Origin of the sequence: Sphingobacterium sp. HSC-15S19 (genome assembly GCF_050433745.1) — a bacterium.
GTDB lineage: Bacteria > Bacteroidota > Bacteroidia > Sphingobacteriales > Sphingobacteriaceae > Sphingobacterium > Sphingobacterium siyangense.
The window spans coordinates 16,862-39,783 of sequence record NZ_JBNPWQ010000013.1 but is presented as its reverse complement, the minus strand read 5'-3'; the positions used below and the strand labels follow the sequence as shown (position 1 = coordinate 39,783).

At 39.8% G+C, this 22,922-nt stretch carries 17 protein-coding genes; 12 read left to right on the top strand and 5 right to left on the bottom strand.

Translation table 11 applies throughout. From position 1 onward, the window contains the following. Nucleotides 1-219: 219 nt before the first annotated feature. From pyrR to L1283_RS12290, 9 genes are all read left to right on the top strand, one after another. A complete protein-coding gene (gene pyrR, locus L1283_RS12330; protein WP_070561239.1) occupies nt 220-783 on the top strand; it encodes a bifunctional pyr operon transcriptional regulator/uracil phosphoribosyltransferase PyrR in 564 nt (187 codons plus the stop codon). Between the two features lie 182 nt (nt 784-965). Beyond that, nucleotides 966-1,904 carry an aspartate carbamoyltransferase catalytic subunit gene (locus L1283_RS12325; RefSeq protein WP_075994218.1) on the top strand — a complete coding sequence of 313 codons (939 nt, stop codon included), beginning with the start codon at nt 966-968 and terminating at the stop codon, nt 1,902-1,904. Between the two features lie 382 nt (nt 1,905-2,286). Then, the gene (locus tag L1283_RS12320; RefSeq protein WP_088162980.1) at nt 2,287-5,325 is read left to right on the top strand and encodes a tetratricopeptide repeat protein; all 3,039 of its coding nucleotides are present in this window, start codon (nt 2,287-2,289) and stop codon (nt 5,323-5,325) included. A 6-nt stretch (nt 5,326-5,331) separates the two neighbouring features. After that, complete coding sequence (locus L1283_RS12315; protein ID WP_088162979.1) at nt 5,332-7,089, top strand: TonB-dependent receptor; 1,758 nt, start codon at nt 5,332-5,334, stop codon at nt 7,087-7,089. Between the two features lie 40 nt (nt 7,090-7,129). Further along, on the top strand, nt 7,130-8,566 hold the full coding sequence (locus tag L1283_RS12310) for an SPOR domain-containing protein (RefSeq protein WP_088162978.1): 1,437 nt from the start codon (nt 7,130-7,132) through the stop codon (nt 8,564-8,566). A 25-nt stretch (nt 8,567-8,591) separates the two neighbouring features. Further along, entirely contained in the window at nt 8,592-9,299 is a 708-nt protein-coding gene (locus L1283_RS12305) for a MotA/TolQ/ExbB proton channel family protein (RefSeq protein ID WP_046672749.1), read from the top strand. Continuing rightward, nucleotides 9,299-9,709, top strand: a complete 411-nt coding sequence (locus L1283_RS12300) for an ExbD/TolR family protein (RefSeq protein WP_088162977.1) — start codon at nt 9,299-9,301, stop codon at nt 9,707-9,709. Before L1283_RS12305 ends, L1283_RS12300 begins: the two co-directional genes overlap by 1 nt. 58 nt (nt 9,710-9,767) lie before the next feature. Further along, nucleotides 9,768-10,595, top strand: a complete 828-nt coding sequence (locus L1283_RS12295; RefSeq protein ID WP_429626128.1) for an energy transducer TonB — start codon at nt 9,768-9,770, stop codon at nt 10,593-10,595. An 11-nt stretch (nt 10,596-10,606) separates the two neighbouring features. After that, nucleotides 10,607-11,911 (top strand): bifunctional folylpolyglutamate synthase/dihydrofolate synthase, encoded by a 1,305-nt coding sequence (locus tag L1283_RS12290; protein WP_075994213.1) that lies wholly within the window; start codon nt 10,607-10,609, stop codon nt 11,909-11,911. Between the two features lie 113 nt (nt 11,912-12,024). On the opposite strand, the gene L1283_RS12285 is transcribed toward L1283_RS12290, so the two are convergent. After that, entirely contained in the window at nt 12,025-13,044 is a 1,020-nt protein-coding gene (locus L1283_RS12285) for an asparaginase (RefSeq protein ID WP_075994212.1), read from the bottom strand. A 12-nt stretch (nt 13,045-13,056) separates the two neighbouring features. After that, nucleotides 13,057-13,824, bottom strand: coding sequence for a TatD family hydrolase (locus L1283_RS12280; protein ID WP_075994211.1), 768 nt, complete (start codon nt 13,822-13,824; stop codon nt 13,057-13,059). Between the two features lie 362 nt (nt 13,825-14,186). Between L1283_RS12280 and L1283_RS12275 the strand changes: the two genes are divergently transcribed. The 3 genes from L1283_RS12275 to L1283_RS12265 are packed head-to-tail and all read left to right on the top strand — an operon-like array spanning nt 14,187 to nt 17,723. Continuing rightward, on the top strand, nt 14,187-15,581 hold the full coding sequence (locus L1283_RS12275) for a TolC family protein (protein ID WP_227550146.1): 1,395 nt from the start codon (nt 14,187-14,189) through the stop codon (nt 15,579-15,581). Between the two features lies 1 nt (nt 15,582). After that, complete coding sequence (locus L1283_RS12270) at nt 15,583-16,539, top strand: HlyD family secretion protein (protein WP_070561231.1); 957 nt, start codon at nt 15,583-15,585, stop codon at nt 16,537-16,539. 11 nt (nt 16,540-16,550) lie between these two features. Beyond that, nucleotides 16,551-17,723, top strand: a complete 1,173-nt coding sequence (locus L1283_RS12265; RefSeq protein WP_075994210.1) for an ABC transporter permease — start codon at nt 16,551-16,553, stop codon at nt 17,721-17,723. Nucleotides 17,724-17,802: 79 nt separating this feature from the next. Here L1283_RS12265 and L1283_RS12260 read toward each other — a convergent pair whose 3' ends face one another. The 3 genes from L1283_RS12260 to L1283_RS12250 all read right to left on the bottom strand — a co-directional run bounded on the left by L1283_RS12260 (nt 17,803) and on the right by L1283_RS12250 (nt 22,602). Further along, nucleotides 17,803-18,810 (bottom strand): FKBP-type peptidyl-prolyl cis-trans isomerase, encoded by a 1,008-nt coding sequence (locus tag L1283_RS12260; RefSeq protein ID WP_088162971.1) that lies wholly within the window; start codon nt 18,808-18,810, stop codon nt 17,803-17,805. 23 nt (nt 18,811-18,833) lie between these two features. Then, a complete protein-coding gene (locus L1283_RS12255; protein ID WP_075994208.1) occupies nt 18,834-19,844 on the bottom strand; it encodes a DHH family phosphoesterase in 1,011 nt (336 codons plus the stop codon). Nucleotides 19,845-19,962: 118 nt separating this feature from the next. After that, a complete protein-coding gene (locus tag L1283_RS12250; protein WP_157698579.1) occupies nt 19,963-22,602 on the bottom strand; it encodes a hypothetical protein in 2,640 nt (879 codons plus the stop codon). Nucleotides 22,603-22,922: the final 320 nt, after the last annotated feature.

Below are 22,922 nucleotides of genomic sequence, written 5' to 3'. Positions count from 1 at the left end.
GGAATTTGCTGTAAATGGTTGGCAATGCGTATTGTATATAACTTCAAAATCTGTTAATGTGCTGGAATAATGGCTTTGTAAATTTCCCGGAAAGGAAGATAATCTTTGTTTAAATCACTTTTTGTTATTGTGCCAGTTGGATGCAAATATTGAAATTAATTGCCCTTCATGGCTTCGTTTTTGTTAAAAAAAGTGTAGCTTTGCTCAAACATTCCCATAATGAAACAGTCGATTTTATTAGACGGACCAAAATTTCAAATCACAATTCAAAGACTATGTCGTCAATTGATTGAGAATCACGGTGATTTTTCAAATGCTGTCGTCATAGGTATTCAACCCCGAGGAACTTTCTTAGCGAGACGCATCGTCAAAGAGCTTGAACAAATGATCGGAAAAGAGATTTTAGTTGGCGATTTGGATATTACCTTTTATCGCGATGACTTCCGTACGAAAGGGAATACTGGTCCAATCTTAGCAAATAGCACAAATATCAATTTTATTGTAGAAGGTAAAGAGGTGATCTTTATAGATGATGTCTTATGGACAGGACGTACTATTCGTGCGGCAATGGATGCTGTGCAGGCATTTGGCCGTGCAAGAAGAATAGAATTGCTTGTTTTGGTCGATCGCCGGTTTTCTAGACAGATCCCTATTCAGCCCGATTATATCGGAATACAGGTAGATTCTATTGATTCACAAAAAGTAATTGTTAACTGGAAAGAATCAGAGGATCAGGATAGTATTATCTTGATTACAGAAAAGAAGGCGTCAGCTAGCGATTAATAGCGGTGTCATGACGATACTGAAGGTTATTGTTGACCTTTGGAAACAGGCACTTTCAATAAAACCTTCATGACTTCGCAGACGCCAACAGCAATGAAAGCAAACTGAAGGTTCTTTCTGGCCAATAAGATCAGACACTTTCAGAAAAAAAATGATTAGTAAATATTTGAATATACTATAAAATGTCATCTGTAGCAGAACAATTAAGTACCCGCCATTTATTGGGGATCAAAGATCTAAATGAGAACGATATCCAATTGATCCTGGATACAGCAAGTAATTTCAAAGAGGTATTAAATAGGCCAATCAAAAAGGTTCCGTCGTTAAGGGATATTACGATTGCCAACGTGTTTTTTGAAAATTCAACACGGACACGTCTATCCTTTGAACTTGCTGAAAAGAGACTTTCTGCGGATATCGTGAATTTTGCGGCATCCTCCTCTTCAGTAAGTAAGGGGGAGACACTCATCGATACGGTGAACAATATTCTTGCAATGAAGGTTGATATGATTGTGATGAGACATCCATACGCCGGAGCTGGGGTATTTCTAAGTAAACATGTTGATGCACAAATTGTCAATGCAGGTGACGGAGCACATGAACACCCTACACAGGCTTTACTTGATTCATTTTCGATCCGCGAACGCTATGGTGATGTAGCTGGTCGTAAAATAGCTATCGTTGGAGATATTACACATTCACGCGTTGCCTTGTCGAATATCTTATGTCTTCAAAAGCAAGGTGCAGAAGTGATGGTTTGTGGTCCGACCACATTAATTCCTAAACATATTACATCATTGGGTGTAAAAGTAGAGCATGATTTGCGGAAAGCGTTGAACTGGTGTGATGTTGCAAATATGTTACGGATTCAATTGGAGCGTCAGGATATTGCCTATTTCCCTTCCTTAAGAGAATATTCCATGCTATATGGATTGAATAAAGAGATTTTGGATTCTTTAGAGAAGCCAATCACAATTATGCACCCCGGACCAATCAATCGGGGGGTCGAAATCACATCGGATGTCGCGGATAGCGAACATTCAATTATTTTGGATCAGGTTGAAAATGGTGTTGCTGTGCGCATGGCTGTCTTGTATCTATTAGCAGGGCAACGCGGATAGTCTACATTGGTTTTGACGTGCGTTAATGTACGTGTGAGACTAAATAGCACTGTTTTCTAATGCAATAATAGTATGCCTGACTTTATTTTTTTGTCGGGCATATTTTTTGTGCAAAATTTCCGTTATAATACAGGGTTATTCACAGATGTTAATAACTTTTGTGTAAAATAGCTCAATTAAAGTATAATTTAGTAAAATGAATAAAACTATCTCCCTGAGAAGTGGAGATTTGAATTGATTTTCAATAAATTTGAGGCTATCTTAAAGCCTTTAATGGCAGAGAGGCTTTCGATAAATTTGCTTTGAAATGCGAATTTATCGCGGTTTGGAGGGAGATTCATTTACATTTGCAGATAAATAACATATTAAGGTTTCACATATTATGTATAAGAAGATTTACCAGGTGGGAGTTGCATTAACCGTTATGGCGACGCCAGCATTAGCGCAACAGACAGAATGGCAACAAAACAACAAGGCGTACAAAACAGGAATGGAATTGTATGAACGCGGAAAATTTAGTTCTGCTTCAGCCCAATTTGACCGTGTTGAAGCTTTGCGGACAAAATCCAACTTGCAATTGGACGAAACAGAGGAACTGTCTTTGTTGAAAGAGAACGTACGGTATTATCAAGCGGTTTGCGCACTGGAATTGGGCGAATCCGATGCCGAAAACCGTTTTCTGAAATACATTAAAGATTTCCCTGTCAGTGCAAATGCTAAAGCAGCTTATTTTCAAATCGGTAAATCCTATTATGCTAAAAAAGATTATGTTAAGGCCTTAGAGTGGTTTAACAAGATCGACAGCAAAAATTTAGCAGGTAAAGAAAATGTAGAATATCGCTTTAAATATGGATATGCTTCCTTTATGACAAAGGATTATAAAACGGCGAAACCATTATTTGAAGGATTGAAAGATCAGAAAACTGAATTTCAGGAAGCTTCAATCTATTATTACGCGTATCTTTCTTACTTAGACGCCGAGTATAAAACGGCGTTGAATGAATTTGAGCGCCTAAATGGATCTAAACAATTCGAAAATAGTTATCCTTATTATATTACTGCTTTGTATTTCTTGGATAAGCGCTACGACGATGTGTTGGATTATGCGTTGCCAATTTTGTCGCGAACAAAACAAGAAAATGAAACAGAGATGTTCCGTATTATAGCGGCAACATACTTTATCAAAGGTGATTTAAAAACATCAAAAGAGTATTACGACAAATTCCAGGCACAAGACCAAGGTAAGACGCAGAATAATCAGGATAGCTACCAAATCGGTTACATCGCTTACAAATTGAAGGATTACGATAAAGCGATCACTGAATTGGAAAAAATGACTGATCCTGACGCATATTATCAATCTGCGATGATTACCCTAGGGGATGCTTTCTTGAAGAAAGGCAATAAGCAATCTGCGCGTAACGCATTTTTCCGTGCTTCGAAATTGGATTTTGATCCAGCAATGCAAGAAGAAGGCTTATTCAACTATGCTAAGCTTTCGTATGAATTGGAATTCCACCAAGTGGCTTTAGCTTCGACACAAGAATACCTGAAAACGTACCCAAAATCGAAACGCTTAGAGGAAGCGAAAACTTTGCTTGCTGAAGTATTGTTGAGTACAAAAAACTACCGTGAGGCAGTTGATATTTTGGAATCTATTCCTAAACGTGGAAAAGAAGCAAACGCTGCTTATCAAAAGGTAACCTACTACAGAGGTTTGGAGTATTATAATGAGCGTGCTTTTGAAAATGCAATTTCCCTATTCATGCGCTCTGAAGAGTTTCGTTATGACGAGGAAATTTACGCTTTAGCCACCTATTGGAAAGCGGAAGCCATGTACGAAGTGCGTAAATATGGTGAAGCGGTTACAAATTTCAATAAATTCCTTCGCTTGCCAGGAGCTAACAAAACGGATGTGTATGGGTATGCAAATTATGCGTTAGCCTATGCGGCTTTCCGTAATGGAAACTACAGCACGGCGGCCAATTACTTCGAGCGTTTCTTAGCGTCTGGTGGTTCGAAAGGAATAGAAATGAATACACGTAATGATGCAATTGCACGCTTGGGCGATTCTTATTTCTCTTCGAAAAACTACGGCAGAGCATTAACAGAATACAATAAGTTGATCTCTTCTAAAGCGCCTAGTCAGGATTACGCGTTATTCCAGCGTGGTATTATTCAAGGTTTACAAGGGGATAACAATGGTAAAATTTCAACATTGAATGCTGTTATTGCACAATTCCCGAGCTCTAATTATGCGGATGATATTGCGTTTGAGATTCCTTACACACGTTTCTTGATGGGAGAAAGTGACCAGGCAATTGCTGGACTTCAAACAATGGTTGAAAAATATCCGCGCAGCAGTTATGTGCCACGTGCTTTGGTGACGATTGGTTTGGTTCAGTATAATCAAGATAACAATGATGCTGCATTGGCAACTTTCCAACGTGTAGTCGACCAATATGGATCAACAGATGAAGCAAGACAGGCCATGCGATCGATTGAGAACATCTATTTGGATAAAGGCGATGCAACAGGGTATATTAAATATGCGACTGGAACAAACTTAGGGGATGCGTCGAAATCTGAGCAAGACTCGCGTTCATTCTCCACTGCCACAACCCTATTCTCCAGAGGAAATTACCAAGGGGCGGTGGAAGCTGTAAATGCGTATTTCGATAAATTCCCGAAACCAAATCAAGAGAAATATGCGCGTTTTGTTCGTGCTGAAAGTAACGCAGCTTTGGGCAATACAGAAGATGCTCTACATGATTACAATATTATCTTGAATGACTGGACGTCTCCTTATACAGAACGTACGTTAATTTCGGTGTCAAATTTATATTTGAAACAAAAGAAATATAACGAGGCGACACAGTTATTGAAAAAGCTGGAGCTTACTTCTGAATACAAGGCTAACTATGGTTTCGCAATAAATAACCTAATGGTCTCTTATTTCCAAATTGGGGATTATAAAGAAGCATTAAATTATACCAATGCTGTCAAGAATTACGAGAAGTCTTCGGAAGAGGAGATCGCAAATGCATTCTTGTATGCCGGTAAATGCTATGTGAAGCAGAATAAGAAAACTGAGGCAATGAAAGAATTCAGTTTAGCTGCATTGAAGAGCCGTACAGTATATGGTGCCGAAGCAAAATACAATGTTGCGGTACTACAATTGGAAAATAAACAATACGATGCGTGTATCAAAACAGCAATGGATCTATCCGATAATTTCTCTTCGTACGAATATTGGGTGGCGAAAAGCTTTATTACCATGGCTGATGCTTATGCAGGTAAAGGAGATTCTTTCCAGGCGAAAGCTACACTTGAATCGATTGTGGATAACTATGATGCGAAAGACGATATTTTGCCAGCAGCAAAAGAACGTCTAAATAAATTGAACAACAAAAAGAAATAGGATACAATGAAGAAGTTGCAAAATAGAAACGTGAAGAAATATACTTTAGCAGCGCTTTTGATGGGCGTGGGATTGAATTCTTTTGCACAGGAAACAGGCAAGAAGAATGATCCTGAGAAACCGGTCACTATCGATTCTTTTGATGTTGTTCGTGATTACAAGCCAATTCTTGCGGATGCTGTGAAAATCCGCCGCAGTCCGGATATGACCAATAAAAGGGAATACCAGCCCAAATTGTCCTACAACAATATTTTGGACAAGAAATTGGATATCAATACCGGTTTGAAACAATTGAATGTACAGGAGATTCCTTTTGCACAACCTTTTGAACATAGTAGCAACTATGTCAAATTTGGTATCGGTAATTATAACAGTATATTGGGCGAGGCTTATTTAGCTTCTGAGCAGTTTGAAAACACACGGTTTGGCTTATTTGCAAAACATTTGAGCCAAAAGGGTAATATTGACGGACAGAAGTTCAGTACACAGGATATCGGTATTTTTGGTCGTCGTGTATTGGATGCGGTAACCGTTAAAGGTACCATCGGATACAATCGTTATGGCACAAACTTCTATAGCCAGACTTTTGATCAATCGGGAACAACTTTGTTGAATACGACTCCGGATAAACAGACCTTTACAGATATCTACTTGAATGGAGAGCTGTCAAGTAATGTGGATCCAAAAAATGAGCAAGCCTTAAGCTATTCCGCAAAAGTTGATGGTTATTTGTTTAAAGACGCTTATAAAGCCAAAGAAAATTCCATTGCATTATCCGGTTATTTGAACAAACGCCTAAGTGCATTCAATGTTGGTGCGAATTTGAGCGTGACAATGAATAATGTGAAAGATAGTGCTGAAGTAAAAAATCATTTGGCGGTCATCAATCCATATATTCGTTTTAAGGGCGACAACTATAACGTAACCTTGGGTGCGAATTTAACTTCTGAATTTGGCGATAGCTCAAGATTCAATATTTTCCCATCCGTAGAAGCTGATTTTGCTTTGGCACCTGAATATATTTCCTTGTTTGCCGGAATCAATGGGGGAGTGAAACAAGCTTCTTTCCGTAGTTTCGCTAAGGAAAATCCATATTTGGCTCCTAACGCCAAAATGATAAACTCGATTGAGAAAATGAATGTTTACGCGGGTTTAAAAGGAAATGCCGGTGCAACATTTGGTTATAAAGTAAAGGTATTCTACAAGCAAATCGAAGGATTGCCCTTGTTTAAAAATAGTGGAGTAGCTCTTTTGAAGCCAGATGGAAGCTTGGGAGGTTACGCGCCTTGGGCTTTTGATGTCGTTTATGATGGCGTGATCAATAAAGCTAAACATATGGGATTGGAAGGAGAAATCAATGTACGTCTTTCACAATTGGTTAATCTAGGTGGAAAAGTGTATATAGACGATTATAACTTGAGTGATGAAGAGGAAGCTTGGGGATTGCCAAAATTCCGTATGCAGGCTAATGCACGCTTCAATATCTCCGATAAATTTTTCGTAGATGCTGAACTTTCTACACAAGGCAATACCTATGCGTATATTTATGATTATAACGCAGATGGCAGTCGTATTGCCAACAGTGGGCATAAGGCAACAATAGCTTCGTTTGCTGATCTTAATGCAGGCGCAGAATACCGAATCAAAAAACAATTTGGTATTTTCGTTAAAGCAAATAATATCTTCGGAAAAGAATACGAACGTTATATGTATTACCCAAGATTGGGCTTTAATGTAATTGGTGGTCTTAATTATTCGTTTTAACGAATTAAGATTATAAATTTGCATCTTAAAATAGTGCGCGATGAATCTAGGCAAAAACATCAATAGTTTATTAAAACGTTATGCGGAAGTATACGTGCCCGGAATAGGTGTGTTCAAACGAATTCATTCTCCGGCTCAGTTCGATAAACAGAATAATGTGTTTTTACCCCCGATTTCTTATGTTGAGCTCGACTATTCTGCTCAACATGGATTTAATATTGTTCATTATATCCAACAACAGGAAAACTTGGGCCTCAATCAGGCGCAACAGATATTGTCGGAAACTGTTGATAAGCTGCGGGCCGATTTGGGGCAATTTGGACAGGTCAAACTTGATGATCTTGGATTACTGATAAGTTATGGCGCAAGTTTGGTCTTCAAACCCTTAGACTTGTCGGGATTCGACTTCCAACCGGTTACAAATCTTGTTGCACCAGAAATTGAAACAGTTGTTTCTTCTTTGGAAGAAGCCAAAGAAGAAGAACTTACGGCCTTAGCTGTTGAAGAAGACCCTGTTGTAGAAGAAGATCCTGTGGTGGAAGCTAATGATAAGGTAGAGCCTGCGATAGAGTCTATGCCGGATACGGCAGATCAAGACGAAACGATCGAGGTTGAAGAGGTCAAAGAAGAAGCTGAAACAACACAGGTAACGGATCCAGTAGCGGATGAGCTTTCGCAGGAGACAGCACCAACAAGCGATCGTACCGGTCTTGAAGCTGAAGAATCGTCGTTAGCGCAAAAGGAAACTGAAGAGTTTGAACCTGTGGATGCTGCTGTGATAGCTGATAGCAGTGTTTCGGTTACTCCGAAGGAAGAAAACACTTCAAAAAGAGAAATCGGTGCTATTGCGTCGGCTAACGCCAATTCAACATACGCACCAAATATCTATGAGGAAGAGCCGCGTAATTCAAATGCGATCTGGTATTGGATGACTGGAATTATTGTGCTGGCAATGGTTGCTGTTGCGGTGGTTTACACCAATCCTGCGTTGAAGGATTCGTTATTTGGATCGACCAAACCTGTTGTAAAAACGGCAGATACGCTTGTTCAAAAACAGCCGATCATGCCTGCGGATACATTGTCCAATACGTTGCAAGCCGATAGTTTGAAAAAAGTCGATTCATTGGCTAAGCGCACTGTGATAGATTCTGTTAAAAAGACAACAACTGTACCAGCGACCAATGCGGAAGCAAAACCTCCGGTTTTGGAAGCAAACCCTGTGATCAAAGAATCTATCCCTGTTGCACAACCCAGATATCAATTGGTAATAGGTTCTGCAAAGACAATGGTACAAGCAGAGCAGGAAGCCAAGCGCCTTCGGGAAATGGGCTATAAAACAGCACGAGCTGTAGAGGGAAAGTTTAAAAGAAATAGAAAGAAAATCATCTTAAACACCTACATGACAAAATCGGAGGCAGACCTCGCTAAGAAATCTGTAGAGAAAAAGATTGAAGGTGCTTGGGTAGAAACATTATAGAAACTATATAAAACTATTAATAATTATGTCATTAGTACAAGATACAGCACGGGCTGCTGTGGATTCGTTTAATCAAGCTGCACAACAACCATTACCTGCTGCTGCGCCTACAGAAAACATGAGTTTGATCGATATGATGATCAAAGGGGGATGGATCATGGTTCCAATCCTACTGTTGTTCTTTATTGGATTGGTTATCTTTTTTGAGCGTTATTTGACTATCCGTCGCGCCGCAAAATATGATAACAGCTTAATGTCGCAAGTAAAGGCAAATGTTTTGTCCGGAAATTTGGATTCGGCATTAGCTGTAGTTCGTTCAAGTAACTCAGCTTTGGGACGTATGTTGCAAAAAGGCTTATTGCGTGTCGGCAGACCGATCAAAGATATTGAAGGAGCGATCGAAAACGTGGGTAAATTGGAAGTTGCCAAGTTAGAAAAGAACATCAATATTTTGGGTATTATTGCTGGTATTGCCCCGATGCTTGGTTTCGTAGGTACGATCTTTGGAGTAATTAAGATTTTCCACGACGTGGAATTAGCTGGTGGTATTGATATTGCTTCTGTATCTGGGGGGCTATATGTAAAAATGGTATCTTCTGCATCAGGTCTTGCGGTCGGTATCTTAGCTTATTTGGGCTACCATATCCTGAATATGATGGTGGAACGATTGATTTTACGTATGGAAACGGATGCAGTAGAATTTATTGATTTATTGGATGAACCGGGAAGATAATGAACTTACGAAGTAGAAAAAATAAACCATCTGCGGAAGTATATACTTCAGCGCTGAATGACATCATGTTTTTCCTGATGTTGTTCTTCCTGTTGGCTTCTGCAGTTTCTAATCCGCAAGTGGTGAAGCTATTGTTACCAAAGTCAAGTGCGGGAGAACAATCTGTTGCTAAAAAGACCGTCACGGTATCGATTACAAAAGATTTGGGCTATTTTATTGACAAAACTCCAGTTCCCATTGAGGGATTGGAAGCTGCAATTCAATCGCAAATGGCTGCGGGTGAGGAAGTGACAATTATGCTCTATGTCGATAATACGGTTCCCATTCAAAATGTTATTTCTGTAATGGATGTAGCTAATCGATTGAAGATTAAAGTGGTATTGGCAACAGAACCAAAAAAAGATAAATAGGAACAATTAAACTTTTTTAAAGTTTATTGGTCAGCTATTAATATAGGAGATTAATGCGATGAGATATCACCTTCAACATGAAGAAAATAATTTCCCCAAAGCATTGGGGATATCGACTTTGGTCATGGCATCGTTGCTCTTGATTGGATTTTTTGTTGTTTTTAAAGCTGAGGTACCTGATGATATTGGTATGGGTGGATTGATTGTTAATTATGGTACGTCTCCCGAGGGGATGGGTGATCAAACCATGAGTGTTGAGGAACCATCGGTGGATCCCAACGCCAATAATGAACGCCCTGACCGTATTGACCCTGTTGAAACACCTACCCCAACTCCAACACAGCAAGTTGCGGAGAAAGCGGTTGTCACACAGGATTTAGAAGATGCCCCTGCGGTAACAAAAACGGAAAAGAAGGTCGTTTCAAAAGCACCGGAAACAACCAAAGCTGTAAAAGAAGTGGCACCACAGGCCAATGCCAAAGCGCTTTTTAAAGGCAATAAAAATAACGGTACTGGAGCTGGTGATGGTACAGGGACAACTCCTGGAAATCAGGGTTCCAAACTGGGTGATCCTTTAGCAAGTAACTACGGCGAAGGGGGATCTGGAAACGGTAACATGATGTTGTCTATTGAGAACCGAAGTTTTACGCAACGGCCAAGTATCGACGATAATGGACAGCAAGCAGGAAAGGTTGCTGTGGAGTTTAGAGTGAACAAGCAAGGGGTTATCACCTATGCGCGTGCTGGTGTAAAAGGAACGACGATTACCGATCCATCCTTGTTGGAGAAATGTGAGCGTGCTGTACGTGGCGCTAGGCTAAACCAATTGCCAAATGCTCCCGACTCCCAAACAGGACGGATTGTATTCAATTTTAGATTAAGATAAAAATCATTCACATGAATGCTTATAATGAGGCAATCGAGTATCTGTATACTCGATTGCCTATGTTTACAAGGGATGGCGCCTCTGCCTTCAAAAAAGACCTTGACAATACCATCAAACTTTGTGCTGCTTTGGACAACCCACAGCGAAAATTCAAAACATTACATATTGCCGGTACAAACGGAAAAGGATCCACCTCCCATATGTTGGCCGCTATTTTGGCCGAAGCAGGATATAAGACAGGCCTCTATACTTCACCACATTTACTGGATTTCAGAGAACGTATTCGTGTCAATGGTCAGTTATGTGAGAAAGAATTTGTTGTTGATTTTGTCAATACCCATCGCGAGCTTATAGAAGAAGTCAGTCCATCGTTTTTCGAAATTACTGTAGCCATGGCTTTTGATTATTTCGAGAAGAATAAGGTTGATATCGCTGTCATTGAAGTCGGCCTTGGTGGGCGTTTGGACAGCACCAATATTATTCAGCCTTTGCTGTCGGTAATCACCAATATCGGTTTTGATCACATGAATCTTCTTGGTAATACATTGGCGGAAATTGCTGCTGAGAAGGCCGGAATTATCAAAAGAAATACACCGGTCGTTATTTCGGAATATGCTGAAGAGACAGCAGCCGTGTTTTTGGATAAAGCAGCGATCGAGCATGCACCGATCCAATTCGCTTCCGACAAGTATGAGACGAAAATGCTAGGCGTGGACCAAGATTATTTGACGGTACAAGCGACGGATTCTGCGGGTCATTCTGCAGACTATCAACTGGATCTAAAAGGCTCCTATCAGGTTAAGAATCTCGCCGGCGTCCTGTTAGCAGTGGATGAATTGCGTGAACAGGGCTTTGAGATCAGTGATCAACATGTGCAGCAAGCGCTAAAAAATGTACAGGCAACCACAGGAATTCAAGGCCGATGGCAACAATTGTCTAAGGATCCATTTATCATCTGTGATACAGGGCACAATGAGGACGGAATTCATGAAGTGCTCAAAAATCTGGCTACAACAACTTATGATAAATTGCACTTTGTGGTAGGGGCCATGCGCGATAAGGACTTATCACACATGCTGCCTTATCTACCCAAAGATGCAACCTACTATTTCTCTGCTCCGGATATGCCGCGTGCAATGCCATCCGAGGAGCTGCGGAAAGAAGCTATGGAATTTGGTCTAACGGGACTTGATTATGCATCGGTAGGAGCTGCATTTGATGCAGCAAAAGAAGCGTATCAACAAGGTAACCTTATTTTTGTTGGCGGAAGCAATTTTGTTGTTGCGGAAGTGCTTGCTAGTTTGACGCAGGAATAGGAATACCGCCTTTCCTCGCAAATAAATCTTCGGGAGAAATTCATAGAAACCGATCACAAAAAGGGAGCTGCGTGAAGTGCAGCTCCCTTTTTGTTATTTTGTGCCGTTGGTCATTAATCATTGATCGTCAATTCACCACGGATATCCTTTTCAATCCAATAGGCGACCTCTTTTTGATCTTCTAACTCACCTTGAAGATACATCAATTTGGTTACTGCCGCTTCGAATGTCAGGTCGTAGCCATTCAGCACACCGATGGATTTAAGTCCTTGTGAAGTCTCATAGCGACCTAATTCAACAGACCCTACTTTACATTGCGAAATGTTGAGGATATTTTTACCTTGTTCAATTGCTTCCTTCAATAGATCCAGAAACCAAGTGTCGGTGGTTGTATTGCCCGATCCGAATGTTTCCATAACAATGGAGCGGACATCGGAATCTAGGACTGCTTTGATTGTTTGTGCAGAGATCCCCGGAAATAATTTCAATACGGCTACCCTGTTGTCCAGTTTGGTATGTAGGATAAATTCTTTATCAATATTATTTAATAAAGCATCTGTATTATATTTGAGGTGAATACCTGCTTCAACCAATACGGGATAGTTTGGCGATCTAAAGGCCTCAAATTTGGCCGAATTATATTTAAATGAGCGATTGCCACGGAATAATTTATTGTCAAAAAGAATGCATACCTCTTGGATCATGGATATACCATCCTGCTTTGCCGAGGCTATTTCCAACGCTGTCATCATATTTTCCCGGGCATCCGTTCGAATTTCCCCAATAGGCAATTGGGAGCCTGATAATATGACCGGTTTTTGGAGCCCTTCCAACATAAAGCTCAATACTGAGGCCGTAAAAGCCATTGTATCGGAACCATGTAGAATAACAAAACCGTCGTAATCTGCATAGTTATCCTTAATAATTTGTGCCATTTCAATCCAGATCTCAGGCTTCATGTTCGATGAATCGATAATGGGTTCGAAAGAGTGCACGGTCAGCTTATAGTCTAAGCGGCTTAAATCAGGGAGATTACGTTTGATCAATTCAAAGTCGAAAGGAACGAATGTTCCCGTTTCATCTTTAACCATTCCAATGGTCCCACCTGTGTAGATAATAAAGATATTATGCATTGAGTTTTGAAATTATATACCAAATATACGTTTTGAATTTTCTGTTGTGATTTCGGCCACCTTTTCGACGGAGATCTGGTGAAGGTCAGCTACTTTTTGTGCGACGTAAACCAAATAGCTACTTTCATTTTCTTTACCGCGAAAAGGGACAGGAGCCAGATAAGGTGCATCTGTCTCCAGGACAATATGTTTTAAATCGATTTCTTTGACCACCTGATCTAAGCCCGCTTTTTTAAAGGTAACGACTCCGCCAATACCAAGAGCAAAACCTAAATCGATAGCCTGGTGGGCTTGCTCTAGGGAACCGGTAAAGCAGTGCAGGACGCCAAATAATTTGTCGTCGTGAAGTTCTTCCAATAATTCGAACAATTCCGTGAAGGCTTCCCGACAGTGGATATCGATCGGTAAATTTAATTCCTTAGCCCATTGGACCTGAGTTCGAAAAGCATCTTTTTGAATTTCAAGCGTGCTTTTATCCCAATAAAGATCCAGCCCGATCTCACCTATGGCATGGACTTTGTGTGTTTCCAAGCTCTTTCGGATGGTTTCTAACTCTTCCACATAGTTTTCCTTTACATCGCAGGGATGTAATCCGAGCATGGGAAAACAATGTTCTGGATAAGCTGCTACGGTATCAAATACAGGTTTTATGGAAGCGCTATTTACATTCGGCAAAAAAAGACGTTGTATGCCATTATCGAAGCAACGTTGTAGATGTTCTTGCAGTTTTTCGGTCCCTGCATGGTAATAAATGTGTGTATGTGTATCTGTAAGCAACATAGTTTTCTGCGTGGAAGCAGCGGGTTAGGGTAAAAACTTGTTTTTATTATTATCGAATAAAGTGGTAGACTTAATTACCAAAATTTCAATTCGATCTCCAAAGATAACTTATTAATTAGCAAAAATGAAAATTAATACAGGATTCCTTCTACAGAAACGAATTCCTTTTTTTGTATCTTGGAAAAGCTAACAGGTGGAGGTCAGTCCTTCATGCCATGAATGCATAAGTGACGATTGTTATTGGCCGTTGAAAAGATACGTTTAATTAAAAAGAGTCAGAAGTCAAACATACCGTACGGTTTACTGTTAAACAGATAAAAGAGGTGGTTGTTGTCCTATTTTTATAAGAATAAATGAATCATATGATGAATAAGAGGTTATGCCTGGGTTTATTGACTTTGGCGTCGGTTATGTTTTTAAACAAACTACATGCGCAATCATTGATTGACCCTTCGGTAAAAGATATTATTCAAAAAGCCTTTCAGACAAATAAAGAATTGAAATTGAAGGCTTACGAAGTCGATAAAGCACGTCTGGAAGCCGATGGAGTAAAAGCAAACCGGCTGCCACATGTCTCGGCACTCGGGCTATACGGTTATGTACATAGCAATGGGAGTATTGATATTCCTACGGTTAATATCCCTTTATTGAACCTCGGCTTGTTTGAAGGAGCTACAGGATTTAGTATGCATGGACAAGCGGCCTATGCGGGGGTGTCAGTAAAGCAGATTATCTTTTCGGGATTACAGATTCCGAATGGAATAAAAGCATTGCAGGAGAAAGCTGTGGCTCAACAATATTTAGAATCGGCCGGTCGAGAAACACTTTCAAAGGATATTATTGCTTCTTTTGATCAGCTGATGTTGTTGGATGAGGTGGATAAATTGATTGTCGATTCTGAAAAGCGATTAAAGAAAGAACAGGAAAAGGTGAATAAAGCGATTCAAAATGGCCTTGCAATACCTTATGATAGAGATAAATTGAAATTGGCCTTGCTGGAGCTGGAAGAGAAAAAGGTAGAGGTTTCTGGCAATCGGGATTTGTTGTGTCAAAAGATCGAACAAGAAACAGGGGTATCTTTTCAGGAGGTCGGTGGAATTCATTATGGACTTAAACCTATATTTTTGTCGGATCTTCCACGTGATGTCGAACAAAGATCCGAATTGAAAGCACTAGATGCTTCCTCAAAAGCGTATGAGTACCTGTATAAAAAAGAAAAGGGGGGAGCTCTTCCTGCTGTCTTTGCCTTTGGATCCGCAAACTATCTGAATGTATTCAACTCCAAACTCACGGTGAAAGACCAACCGCTATTTGGTACGGTCAACTTACCGCTTAATTCTATCAAGGGGAGTCCCAATCTAATGGTTGGCGTAGGGGTTAAATGGGATCTCTATACTGGCGGGGAACATCACAATAAGATAAAGCAAGTTAAACTCGATCAAAATATCAATACGACCAAAAGGGAAGATACACAGGAAAAATTAAATTTATTACTCAGCAAAAATACCGTTACCTACACGACTGGCAATCAAAAGTTGAAAGTGGGGGAACAGCAGTTGAAAGTTGCCGAAAATAATCTTTCTATGGCTGTTAAACAATATCAAGCTGGCTTAATAGATGTTACTGAGTTATTGGCTGCTGAAAACGATTGGTACAAAGTTAATTTGGGTTATTTTAACAATGTTTTGCAGCAACGTACAGCTGCAGTTGAATTACTACATACATCAGGAAAATTATTACAAACTATACATGAGTAACATGAAGAATTTATATGGGATATTATCGCTGTCTATTTTTGTTTCTTGTACAAATCAAGTGAAAGAGAAGCCTATTGAAGGCAAGGTGGAGCGAGAGCAAGTGACGGTTGTGACAAAGGTTCCGGGGAAAATTGCGAAGCTTCTGGTTGAAGAGGGTGACTTTGTGCATGCGGGTGATACCTTGGCTATTTTGAGTATTCCCGAGGTAGATGCGAAAGAAGAGCAGGCAAAGGGAGCGCTGCAGTCTGCTGATGCACAATATAACATGGCAGTCAAAGGTGCTACGAAAGGTCAACTCGTGCAATTGCAGGCGAAGGTAGATGGACTTAAGGAACAATATGAATTTGCGAAAAAATCAATAGGTAGGCTGGATGCCCTTTTGCAGGATAGCCTGATTCCGCAGCAAAAGTACGACGAGACCTACGCTAAATTTCAGGGGGCTAAAAATCAGTATCTTGCAGCACAGGCTGAATTAGCTGAAGCAAAGGGTGGGGCTAGACAAGAACAGCAGATTATGGCTTTGGGGCAAAAGGAACGTGCACTGGGAGCGGTATCTGAAGTCAATGTTGCTGCACAGGAGAAATATGTCATTGCTCCACAGGACATGAGTGTGGAAACGATTAATCTGAAAGTCGGTGAATTGGCGATGGCAGGTTATCCGATTATCAATGGTTTCCTTGATCGATCGACCTATTTTAGATTTACATTGCCCGAAAATAAAATGGGAAAACTTCAAAAAGGAGAGGCTGTTGAGGTTGAAATTCCTTATTTGAATCACAAAAAGGTTAAAGCAAAGGTGATTAGTATCAAAGCCTTAAATTCGTACGCAAGCATTGCCTCAGCTTATCCTGATTTCGATCCGCAACAGGCTGTGTTTGAATTGAAAATTGTTCCTGAAGATGTTGCCGGTAGCAAAGATTTGTTAACAAAAACGCTTGTGGTTCTCCATGCGAATTAAAGAGCTTGACTGTGAAAAAAATTTTAGAATTGATCCAACGGGAGTTTAAGCTCTTCTTCAATAATAAAGTGCTATTGATGCTTTTTCTGGGTGCACCTGTATTGTATGGTGTATTGGTGGGGCATGTTTATCAACAAGGTAAGGTAACTCAGATGCCGATCATTGTAGTTGATGAGGATAATAGCCCCTTAAGCAGTTCATTTATTGATATGCTTTCAGATAATGAGAGTATTGAAGTTGCCCGTGTAATACCCTCCTTATTTGATTCAAAAGATATTGCGATGCAATATGAGGCAACAACGATTGTACATATTCCCAAGGGTTTTGCGTCCGGAGTCCAACAGGGGCGTTTGCCCGAAATGACTGTTTTTGTAGACGGTGCCAATACATTGACCTCAAATACCGCCATGATGGCTGTCAATGTGTGTGCCTCGACGTTGAAAGCGGGCATACAGATTCAGGCGCAAATGAAACGTGGTGTTCCGGCAAAGATCGCTGCGCAGCAGTACGAACCATTTAAGACAACTTTTGTTAAGCAGAATATTCGAAGTGGAAATTACCTGTATTTTATGCTGCCGGGAGTGCTAATTACTGTGCTGCAACAGGTTTTGCTCTTGGGCTTGGCTTTGTCTTTTTCCTCGGAATTTGAAGGCAATACATTTCCGGAGCTGGTACGTAAAATCGGTAATCCTATCGGACTTATTCTTGTTAAGATATTACCATATGTTTTGATGTCTGTTGGTATCCTGGTTTTATATTGGGGTTTTGGTCAATATTACCGTATGCCTTTACAGGCCGAATTTGGTCGCTTTGTACTCTGTACTTTCGTCTTTTTGCTTGCCGTGTGTTTTATAGGTGTACTCGTCAGTATTCTACTGCCTTCGCAGTTGAAATCGACAGAAGTCCTTATGGTCATTGCGACGCCAGCATTTATCTTGAGTGGCTTTACCTGGCCTTCGAGTCTAATGCCAGGCTGGGTGCAGGCAATTGCAAATGTAATCCCATCGACCCATTATCTTCGAATTTTTAGGTTAATGTTTATTCAGCATGCTGAAAATTACCATACCGATAAGGCGCTGATCGCATTGACCATCATCATGATCATCAGTTTTATATTGGCGGTAATAATACTATGGCTGAAAATACGGAAGATCAAAAAAGAAGATAAAAAGATTAGCGTATAGTGAATAAAAATACGAACAACAAAAAAGCGGTTTCATCGAGATGAAACCGCTTTTTTGTTAACTGAAATTTACAGTCGAATTATTTTTTTGCTGCAGGAGCTGTTGCCGCTGGAGCAGTAGTTCCAGTAGGCGCTACCATGCCTGGAGTTGTTGCTGTAGGAGCAGGAACTTTTCCAGGTTTGATATCCAATACTTCTACTTCAAATACTAAAGGAGCATATGGAGGGATAACACCTGAAGGGCGATCGCCATAAGCCAAAGATGAAGGAATGACTAAAGTTGCTTTTGTACCTTTGTTAAACAATTGGAATGCTTCAGTCCATCCAGGGATTACACCATCAACACCTAATTGAAATTTTAATGCTTCATAAGGACGTTGAGGGTTGAAAATTTTCTCTTTTTTAGCTACATCTGGAAGGTTTGTATCAAATACTTTTCCTGTAGTTAATGATCCTACATAGTTCACGTGAATAGAATCACCTACTTTTGCATTTGCTCCTGTTCCAGGTTTAGTAATTACATATTGAAGACCTGAAGCTGTTTTCGTTGTTTTCAAGCTTTTATCCTTGATGTATTTTTCAAGTTTAGCTGGTTCAGCTGCTTTGTGTTTGTTCAATTCTTCTTCAAAATATTTCTGAACTTGTTCACCTAATTGTTGGTCTGTTAACTTTCCTTTTTTGAAGTGTTTTTTGACTTTGATCGAATAAACAATGAATTTATCTGCAAACTCTGGTTTTGGTTGATGTGTTTTAGCAGCCATAGAATCCAAATTGATTTTGAATACCAAGCTATCACCTTCACCTACGTATTTGAATAAACCAGTAGGGTCACCTGGATTTTTTGCGATAATACTATCTGGATATAATTGAACGATTTGAGGGACTCCCATGTCATACGTACTTTGCATTGTAGAATCTCTGTCCGTTTTCACAACCATGTCAAGTGCTAATAAATCGCCTGATACTGCTTTTTCTTTTGCATTATCATCTACGATTTTATACTCAAGACCACCTTCAGCCTTTTTGAATTTTTGGCATGACGTCATCAAAAGACCGGCAGCCGCGAAAAATAGAATTGCTTTCTTCATTTTCTAATGTATGTTACGATATCTTATTTTGTTAATATTTCTTTATAATTTGGTAAAACCGATTTGAATTTTGCAATCACTGCTTCGAGGCTTTCTTTCGAATTACCTCCTGAAGCGTTAAGATGCCCCCCTCCATTGAAATACAATTTACAGATCTCATTGCAAGGAACTTCTCCAATCGAACGCAAAGATAGTTTAATTTGTTCATTTCTGTCAATAATTAAAGCAGCCAATCGAATTCCTTTGATAGAAAGGGCATAATTGACTAATCCTTCGGTATCACCGGTGATCACTTCAAACTGAGTGAGATCCGCTTTGGTTACATGGATAATGGCGGTGTTATATTCATGGATAACCTCTAGACGATTCAATAGACAGAACCCTAAGAATTTTAGGCGGCTTTCTGACGAGCTGTTGTAAATCTCTTCGTGAATAGCCCAGTTTTGTGCACCGCAATCAATGAGTGATGCAATGATGCGGTGAATTTCTGCAGTGGTAGAACGGAAGCGGAAAGAGCCCGTATCGGTCATAATACCGGTATATAAGCATGTCGCCATGTCAGCACTGATATGGTCTGGATCTTGCATCTCATGGACTAAGAAGCGATAGATTAATTGTGCAGTCGCTGCAGCAGATGGATCCCAAAATGCGTAATCTTCAAACCCTTCCGGATCTAAATGGTGATCAATCATGCATTTGATTCCTTTCGCTTGACGAATAGGTTCACCCATTTCGTGAATCCGGGCAAGGCCATTAAAATCTAAGCAGAAAATTAATTCAGCTGCGTCAATCTGTTGATTGTGCAGGTCAATATCCTGCGTATAAATTTGTACATTTTCTAAGCCAGGTAACCAATCCAAAAAGGCTGGAAAGTCTGACGGTACAATGAGATTTACGTGGTGTCCTTTCGCGGTCAACCAAAAATATAATCCTAAAGATGAACCCAATGCGTCCCCATCCGGTTTGTAGTGCGTTGTAATTACAATACGTTTTGGTTCAGCTAATAATTCTTTTAATTCTTCCGATTTCAGCATAGTCATATTAAGTCTGCAAACCTACTATAAAAAAATTAGATTAGACAAATTTTTTATAAAGATCTTTTAGCATCTTATAGCGTTTGGTGTTGATTTTAAAAAATTGATTTTCAGGTTCTTAAAACTTATATACATAGATCTTGAAATCCCGCTTCATGCAGATTAAATAATTGGCATTGTCGCCATAGTTAATCGGTCCATAATAGAACTTTGAAAAACCTTCTACAGGGAATCCCTCCTGGACCAAGCCATCAGATCCGAAAACATAAATCATGCGGTTGTCGGTTCCAACACCTATGATATCAGATTTACCTATTCGTTTAAAAAACAACGGTCTGTTACTGGCCTCTTCGATGAATTTATATTCAAAGTAGGAAGACGAGTCTCTTGAACTGTAGGCATTCAGTTTGTTGTTGGCTAGAATAACAAAATCTCTGTCAGCACCACCGCTAATATCTTCAAAATTAAAGAACGCATCTTTACCCCAATCACCCAGTTTTATTTTTTTGGCCTCGCCTTCGAAAGGAATTTTGAATACGCTGCCTTTATTGTTTGCCAAGTAAATGAAGGAGTTCTTTTCATCCGACGCCGCAACTAAACCAATTGGATTTTTAACACTTTCCCCATCGGTATCCATTGTTTTTTTACGGATGATCTTACCATTTTGATCAAAGAAATACACGGAAGCAGTGCTTGTGCCGGCAATAATATAATTTGTCTGTCCCAGGCTGGTTGTTTTTAGATCGAATAAAATTCGACCATCCACGCTATTATTTTCAAAGCCCTCCACTTTTTTGCCATCCAGGGTATACGCAAGAATGCGGTCTGTTGCCGGAATGTAAATACGTTGTTCTTTATTGAAGGTGGCGATTGCAGCTCCGTAAGTTGCCGAGTATGGAAGTTCAACGGAGAAGCCAGTTCTGTTTTTACCATCGGGCATAAAGCGATACAAGCGGTTTTTTGTGACGGCGACAATACTGAGATCCTGTAACTGAATTGGCTCGCCCAAAATTTCACCTTGGAAGAGGTTTTGCCAAAGTTCTTTTCCATCCGGCGAAAATGCATGTACCGTGTGATCTTGTTCTTGAATCAGGATAAACTTGTTCTTCCCATCTTGATCGAAAATCCAAGGTTTATTGATCATTCGGTTCTCCAGCTGGACTGTCCATTCTGGTTTGCCGCCTAATCTCGTATCACTCTTAAAGAGGGCATATAAACTGGACGAAAATGTGCCCTGATTGCCACTCAACTGGTAAGACCAGGAGTAGAAATTTTGAAAGCCATATTCATCCTCATCTTTAAAGTTCTTTGCAAAGTCAGCTTTTAAGTTATCTAGAATATTGCTTTTACCAGCTTTAGGTTCTAAATAGAAAGTCACATTGCTGCGGCTATTCTGCAATGCTGCATGATTTTTGAAAATAGCCGTTCCGGAAAGAAATTGCTTTTCCCGGAAAGATTCCCGATAATCTCTCAAGATACCCGTCCGTGTAGCGACCACCATAATGTTATCTACAATGGTAAAATAGGGGCGGGTAAAGCTTTTGAAAGGTTCTCCAAATAGCGCATGTAAGAGATTCGAATATTTAAATTGATAGATTGAATCACCTACAGACGAACTGAATTTCTTGAGATTATCAGCAAATAGCGTTGAATCCGAAATACTGATCAAACCTATTGCATCCTGATTATCTAATTCCGCAAGCGCAAATTCATCGTTGAAAATTGGCGCGATGATACTGTCAAATGATACTTTGCTGTCTTCTTCAAAGTTCTTTATACTTTTAGCCAATCGAGCATCTTCTTTTTGCTGTACCAACAAGGCTTTCAGTCCACTGCGAAAACTATGGGGATCTGAAATACTAAAGTCTATATAAGATGCAGCATTTTTAGGCAGATAATTCCCTAGAGCTTGCACTTGAGCCGTCTGCGTGGCAAATAATTGTAGGTAACTATTTTTGCTCGCCGAGAGATCTGTTTCACCCTTAAAAATAAAAGCATCCTTTTTGAAATTCATATTCCAGGACGTTTGGCCCTTCAGCGAATCGATTAAGTTGAGATAAGTGCCAAATTTGGATTTCATCAATATTCGAGCAATTTGCGCCAATTGTTCATTGAAAAAATAGAGACTAAGTGGCGTGTTTTTATTGTTATGGTTTACAAAGAACTCGATTTGTTTGGTACTTATTTTCTTAACCTGTTTATCAAAAATCTGGGAGAGTACCTGTTTGGAATAGCTAGCGAAAATGATTTCGTGAGAATAGGCACAATAAAGTGTACTATCCTTAGTGCCTTGATTAAGCCCATAAAATCGTTGGCCTAAGGTGTCAAAAGGTTGTATTTTGTAGTTTTTACCGACGTTTCCAAGTAATGTTGCCAGCGAGTTATTATCAATGCTTTGACCAACCTGAACGCTATATAATGGCGTAATCTGATCTTTTTCCTGGTGAAAAGAGAGTAATATTTGCTGCCCCGCTACAAGAGGTGCAAACTGTTCATTACGTAATAATTCGTCTTTAAGACGCTCCAGGTTGCCGAAATTGCGTTGACCTATAATGGCTTTAAAGAGCTCATAGTCATTGAAGATCGTATCTACAGTCTGATCATTGGCAAAGGAGGCAATAGCTAATGTACTTTCAGGAAGATATTGTAAAGCTTTAGAATCTTGTTTATTGTTTTTATTGAAGTCTCCAAAAAGATAGATCGTGGCCGCGATGACCGCGATGAATAATATAACAGTGATGATGATTGTTTTTTTCATCCTTTTTATTTTTTTCAATGCCTGATAAGAACTCGAATAAATCGTCAGTACCACGCTGGTCGATGCGATTAAAAATCCAGTTTTAGCAGAACAACTATTTATGAGGTACTCATTTTCTTGTCAGCAGAATAAGTACACTAAACTTGTTTTTTTAATGGTGATGAAGCCATCATGCGGCAGATGTTTATCAAGGATATACAAATCTTGCACCTCGTTCAAGATTTCGGTGAGCTGCACGATGCTCATGATGATTCATACGTAAAACAAACCTAATAAAAATATATGGGAAGAGATAGAAAATCGTTCCTATAATGCGCCTT

Excerpts from the sequence above, each read along its gene's own strand:
- pyrR (WP_070561239.1), top strand. The coding sequence starts at position 220 with ATGAAACAGTCGATTTTATTAGACGGACCAAAATTTCAAATCACAATT.
- L1283_RS12325 (WP_075994218.1), top strand. The coding sequence starts at position 966 with ATGTCATCTGTAGCAGAACAATTAAGTACCCGCCATTTATTGGGGATC.
- L1283_RS12320 (WP_088162980.1), top strand. The coding sequence starts at position 2,287 with ATGTATAAGAAGATTTACCAGGTGGGAGTTGCATTAACCGTTATGGCG.
- L1283_RS12315 (WP_088162979.1), top strand. The coding sequence starts at position 5,332 with ATGAAGAAGTTGCAAAATAGAAACGTGAAGAAATATACTTTAGCAGCG.
- L1283_RS12310 (WP_088162978.1), top strand. The coding sequence starts at position 7,130 with ATGAATCTAGGCAAAAACATCAATAGTTTATTAAAACGTTATGCGGAA.
- L1283_RS12305 (WP_046672749.1), top strand. The coding sequence starts at position 8,592 with ATGTCATTAGTACAAGATACAGCACGGGCTGCTGTGGATTCGTTTAAT.
- L1283_RS12300 (WP_088162977.1), top strand. The coding sequence starts at position 9,299 with ATGAACTTACGAAGTAGAAAAAATAAACCATCTGCGGAAGTATATACT.
- L1283_RS12295 (WP_429626128.1), top strand. The coding sequence starts at position 9,768 with ATGAGATATCACCTTCAACATGAAGAAAATAATTTCCCCAAAGCATTG.
- L1283_RS12290 (WP_075994213.1), top strand. The coding sequence starts at position 10,607 with ATGAATGCTTATAATGAGGCAATCGAGTATCTGTATACTCGATTGCCT.
- L1283_RS12285 (WP_075994212.1), bottom strand. The coding sequence starts at position 13,044 with ATGCATAATATCTTTATTATCTACACAGGTGGGACCATTGGAATGGTT.
- L1283_RS12280 (WP_075994211.1), bottom strand. The coding sequence starts at position 13,824 with ATGTTGCTTACAGATACACATACACACATTTATTACCATGCAGGGACC.
- L1283_RS12275 (WP_227550146.1), top strand. The coding sequence starts at position 14,187 with ATGATGAATAAGAGGTTATGCCTGGGTTTATTGACTTTGGCGTCGGTT.
- L1283_RS12270 (WP_070561231.1), top strand. The coding sequence starts at position 15,583 with ATGAAGAATTTATATGGGATATTATCGCTGTCTATTTTTGTTTCTTGT.
- L1283_RS12260 (WP_088162971.1), bottom strand. The coding sequence starts at position 18,810 with ATGAAGAAAGCAATTCTATTTTTCGCGGCTGCCGGTCTTTTGATGACG.
- L1283_RS12255 (WP_075994208.1), bottom strand. The coding sequence starts at position 19,844 with ATGCTGAAATCGGAAGAATTAAAAGAATTATTAGCTGAACCAAAACGT.
- L1283_RS12250 (WP_157698579.1), bottom strand. The coding sequence starts at position 22,602 with ATGAAAAAAACAATCATCATCACTGTTATATTATTCATCGCGGTCATC.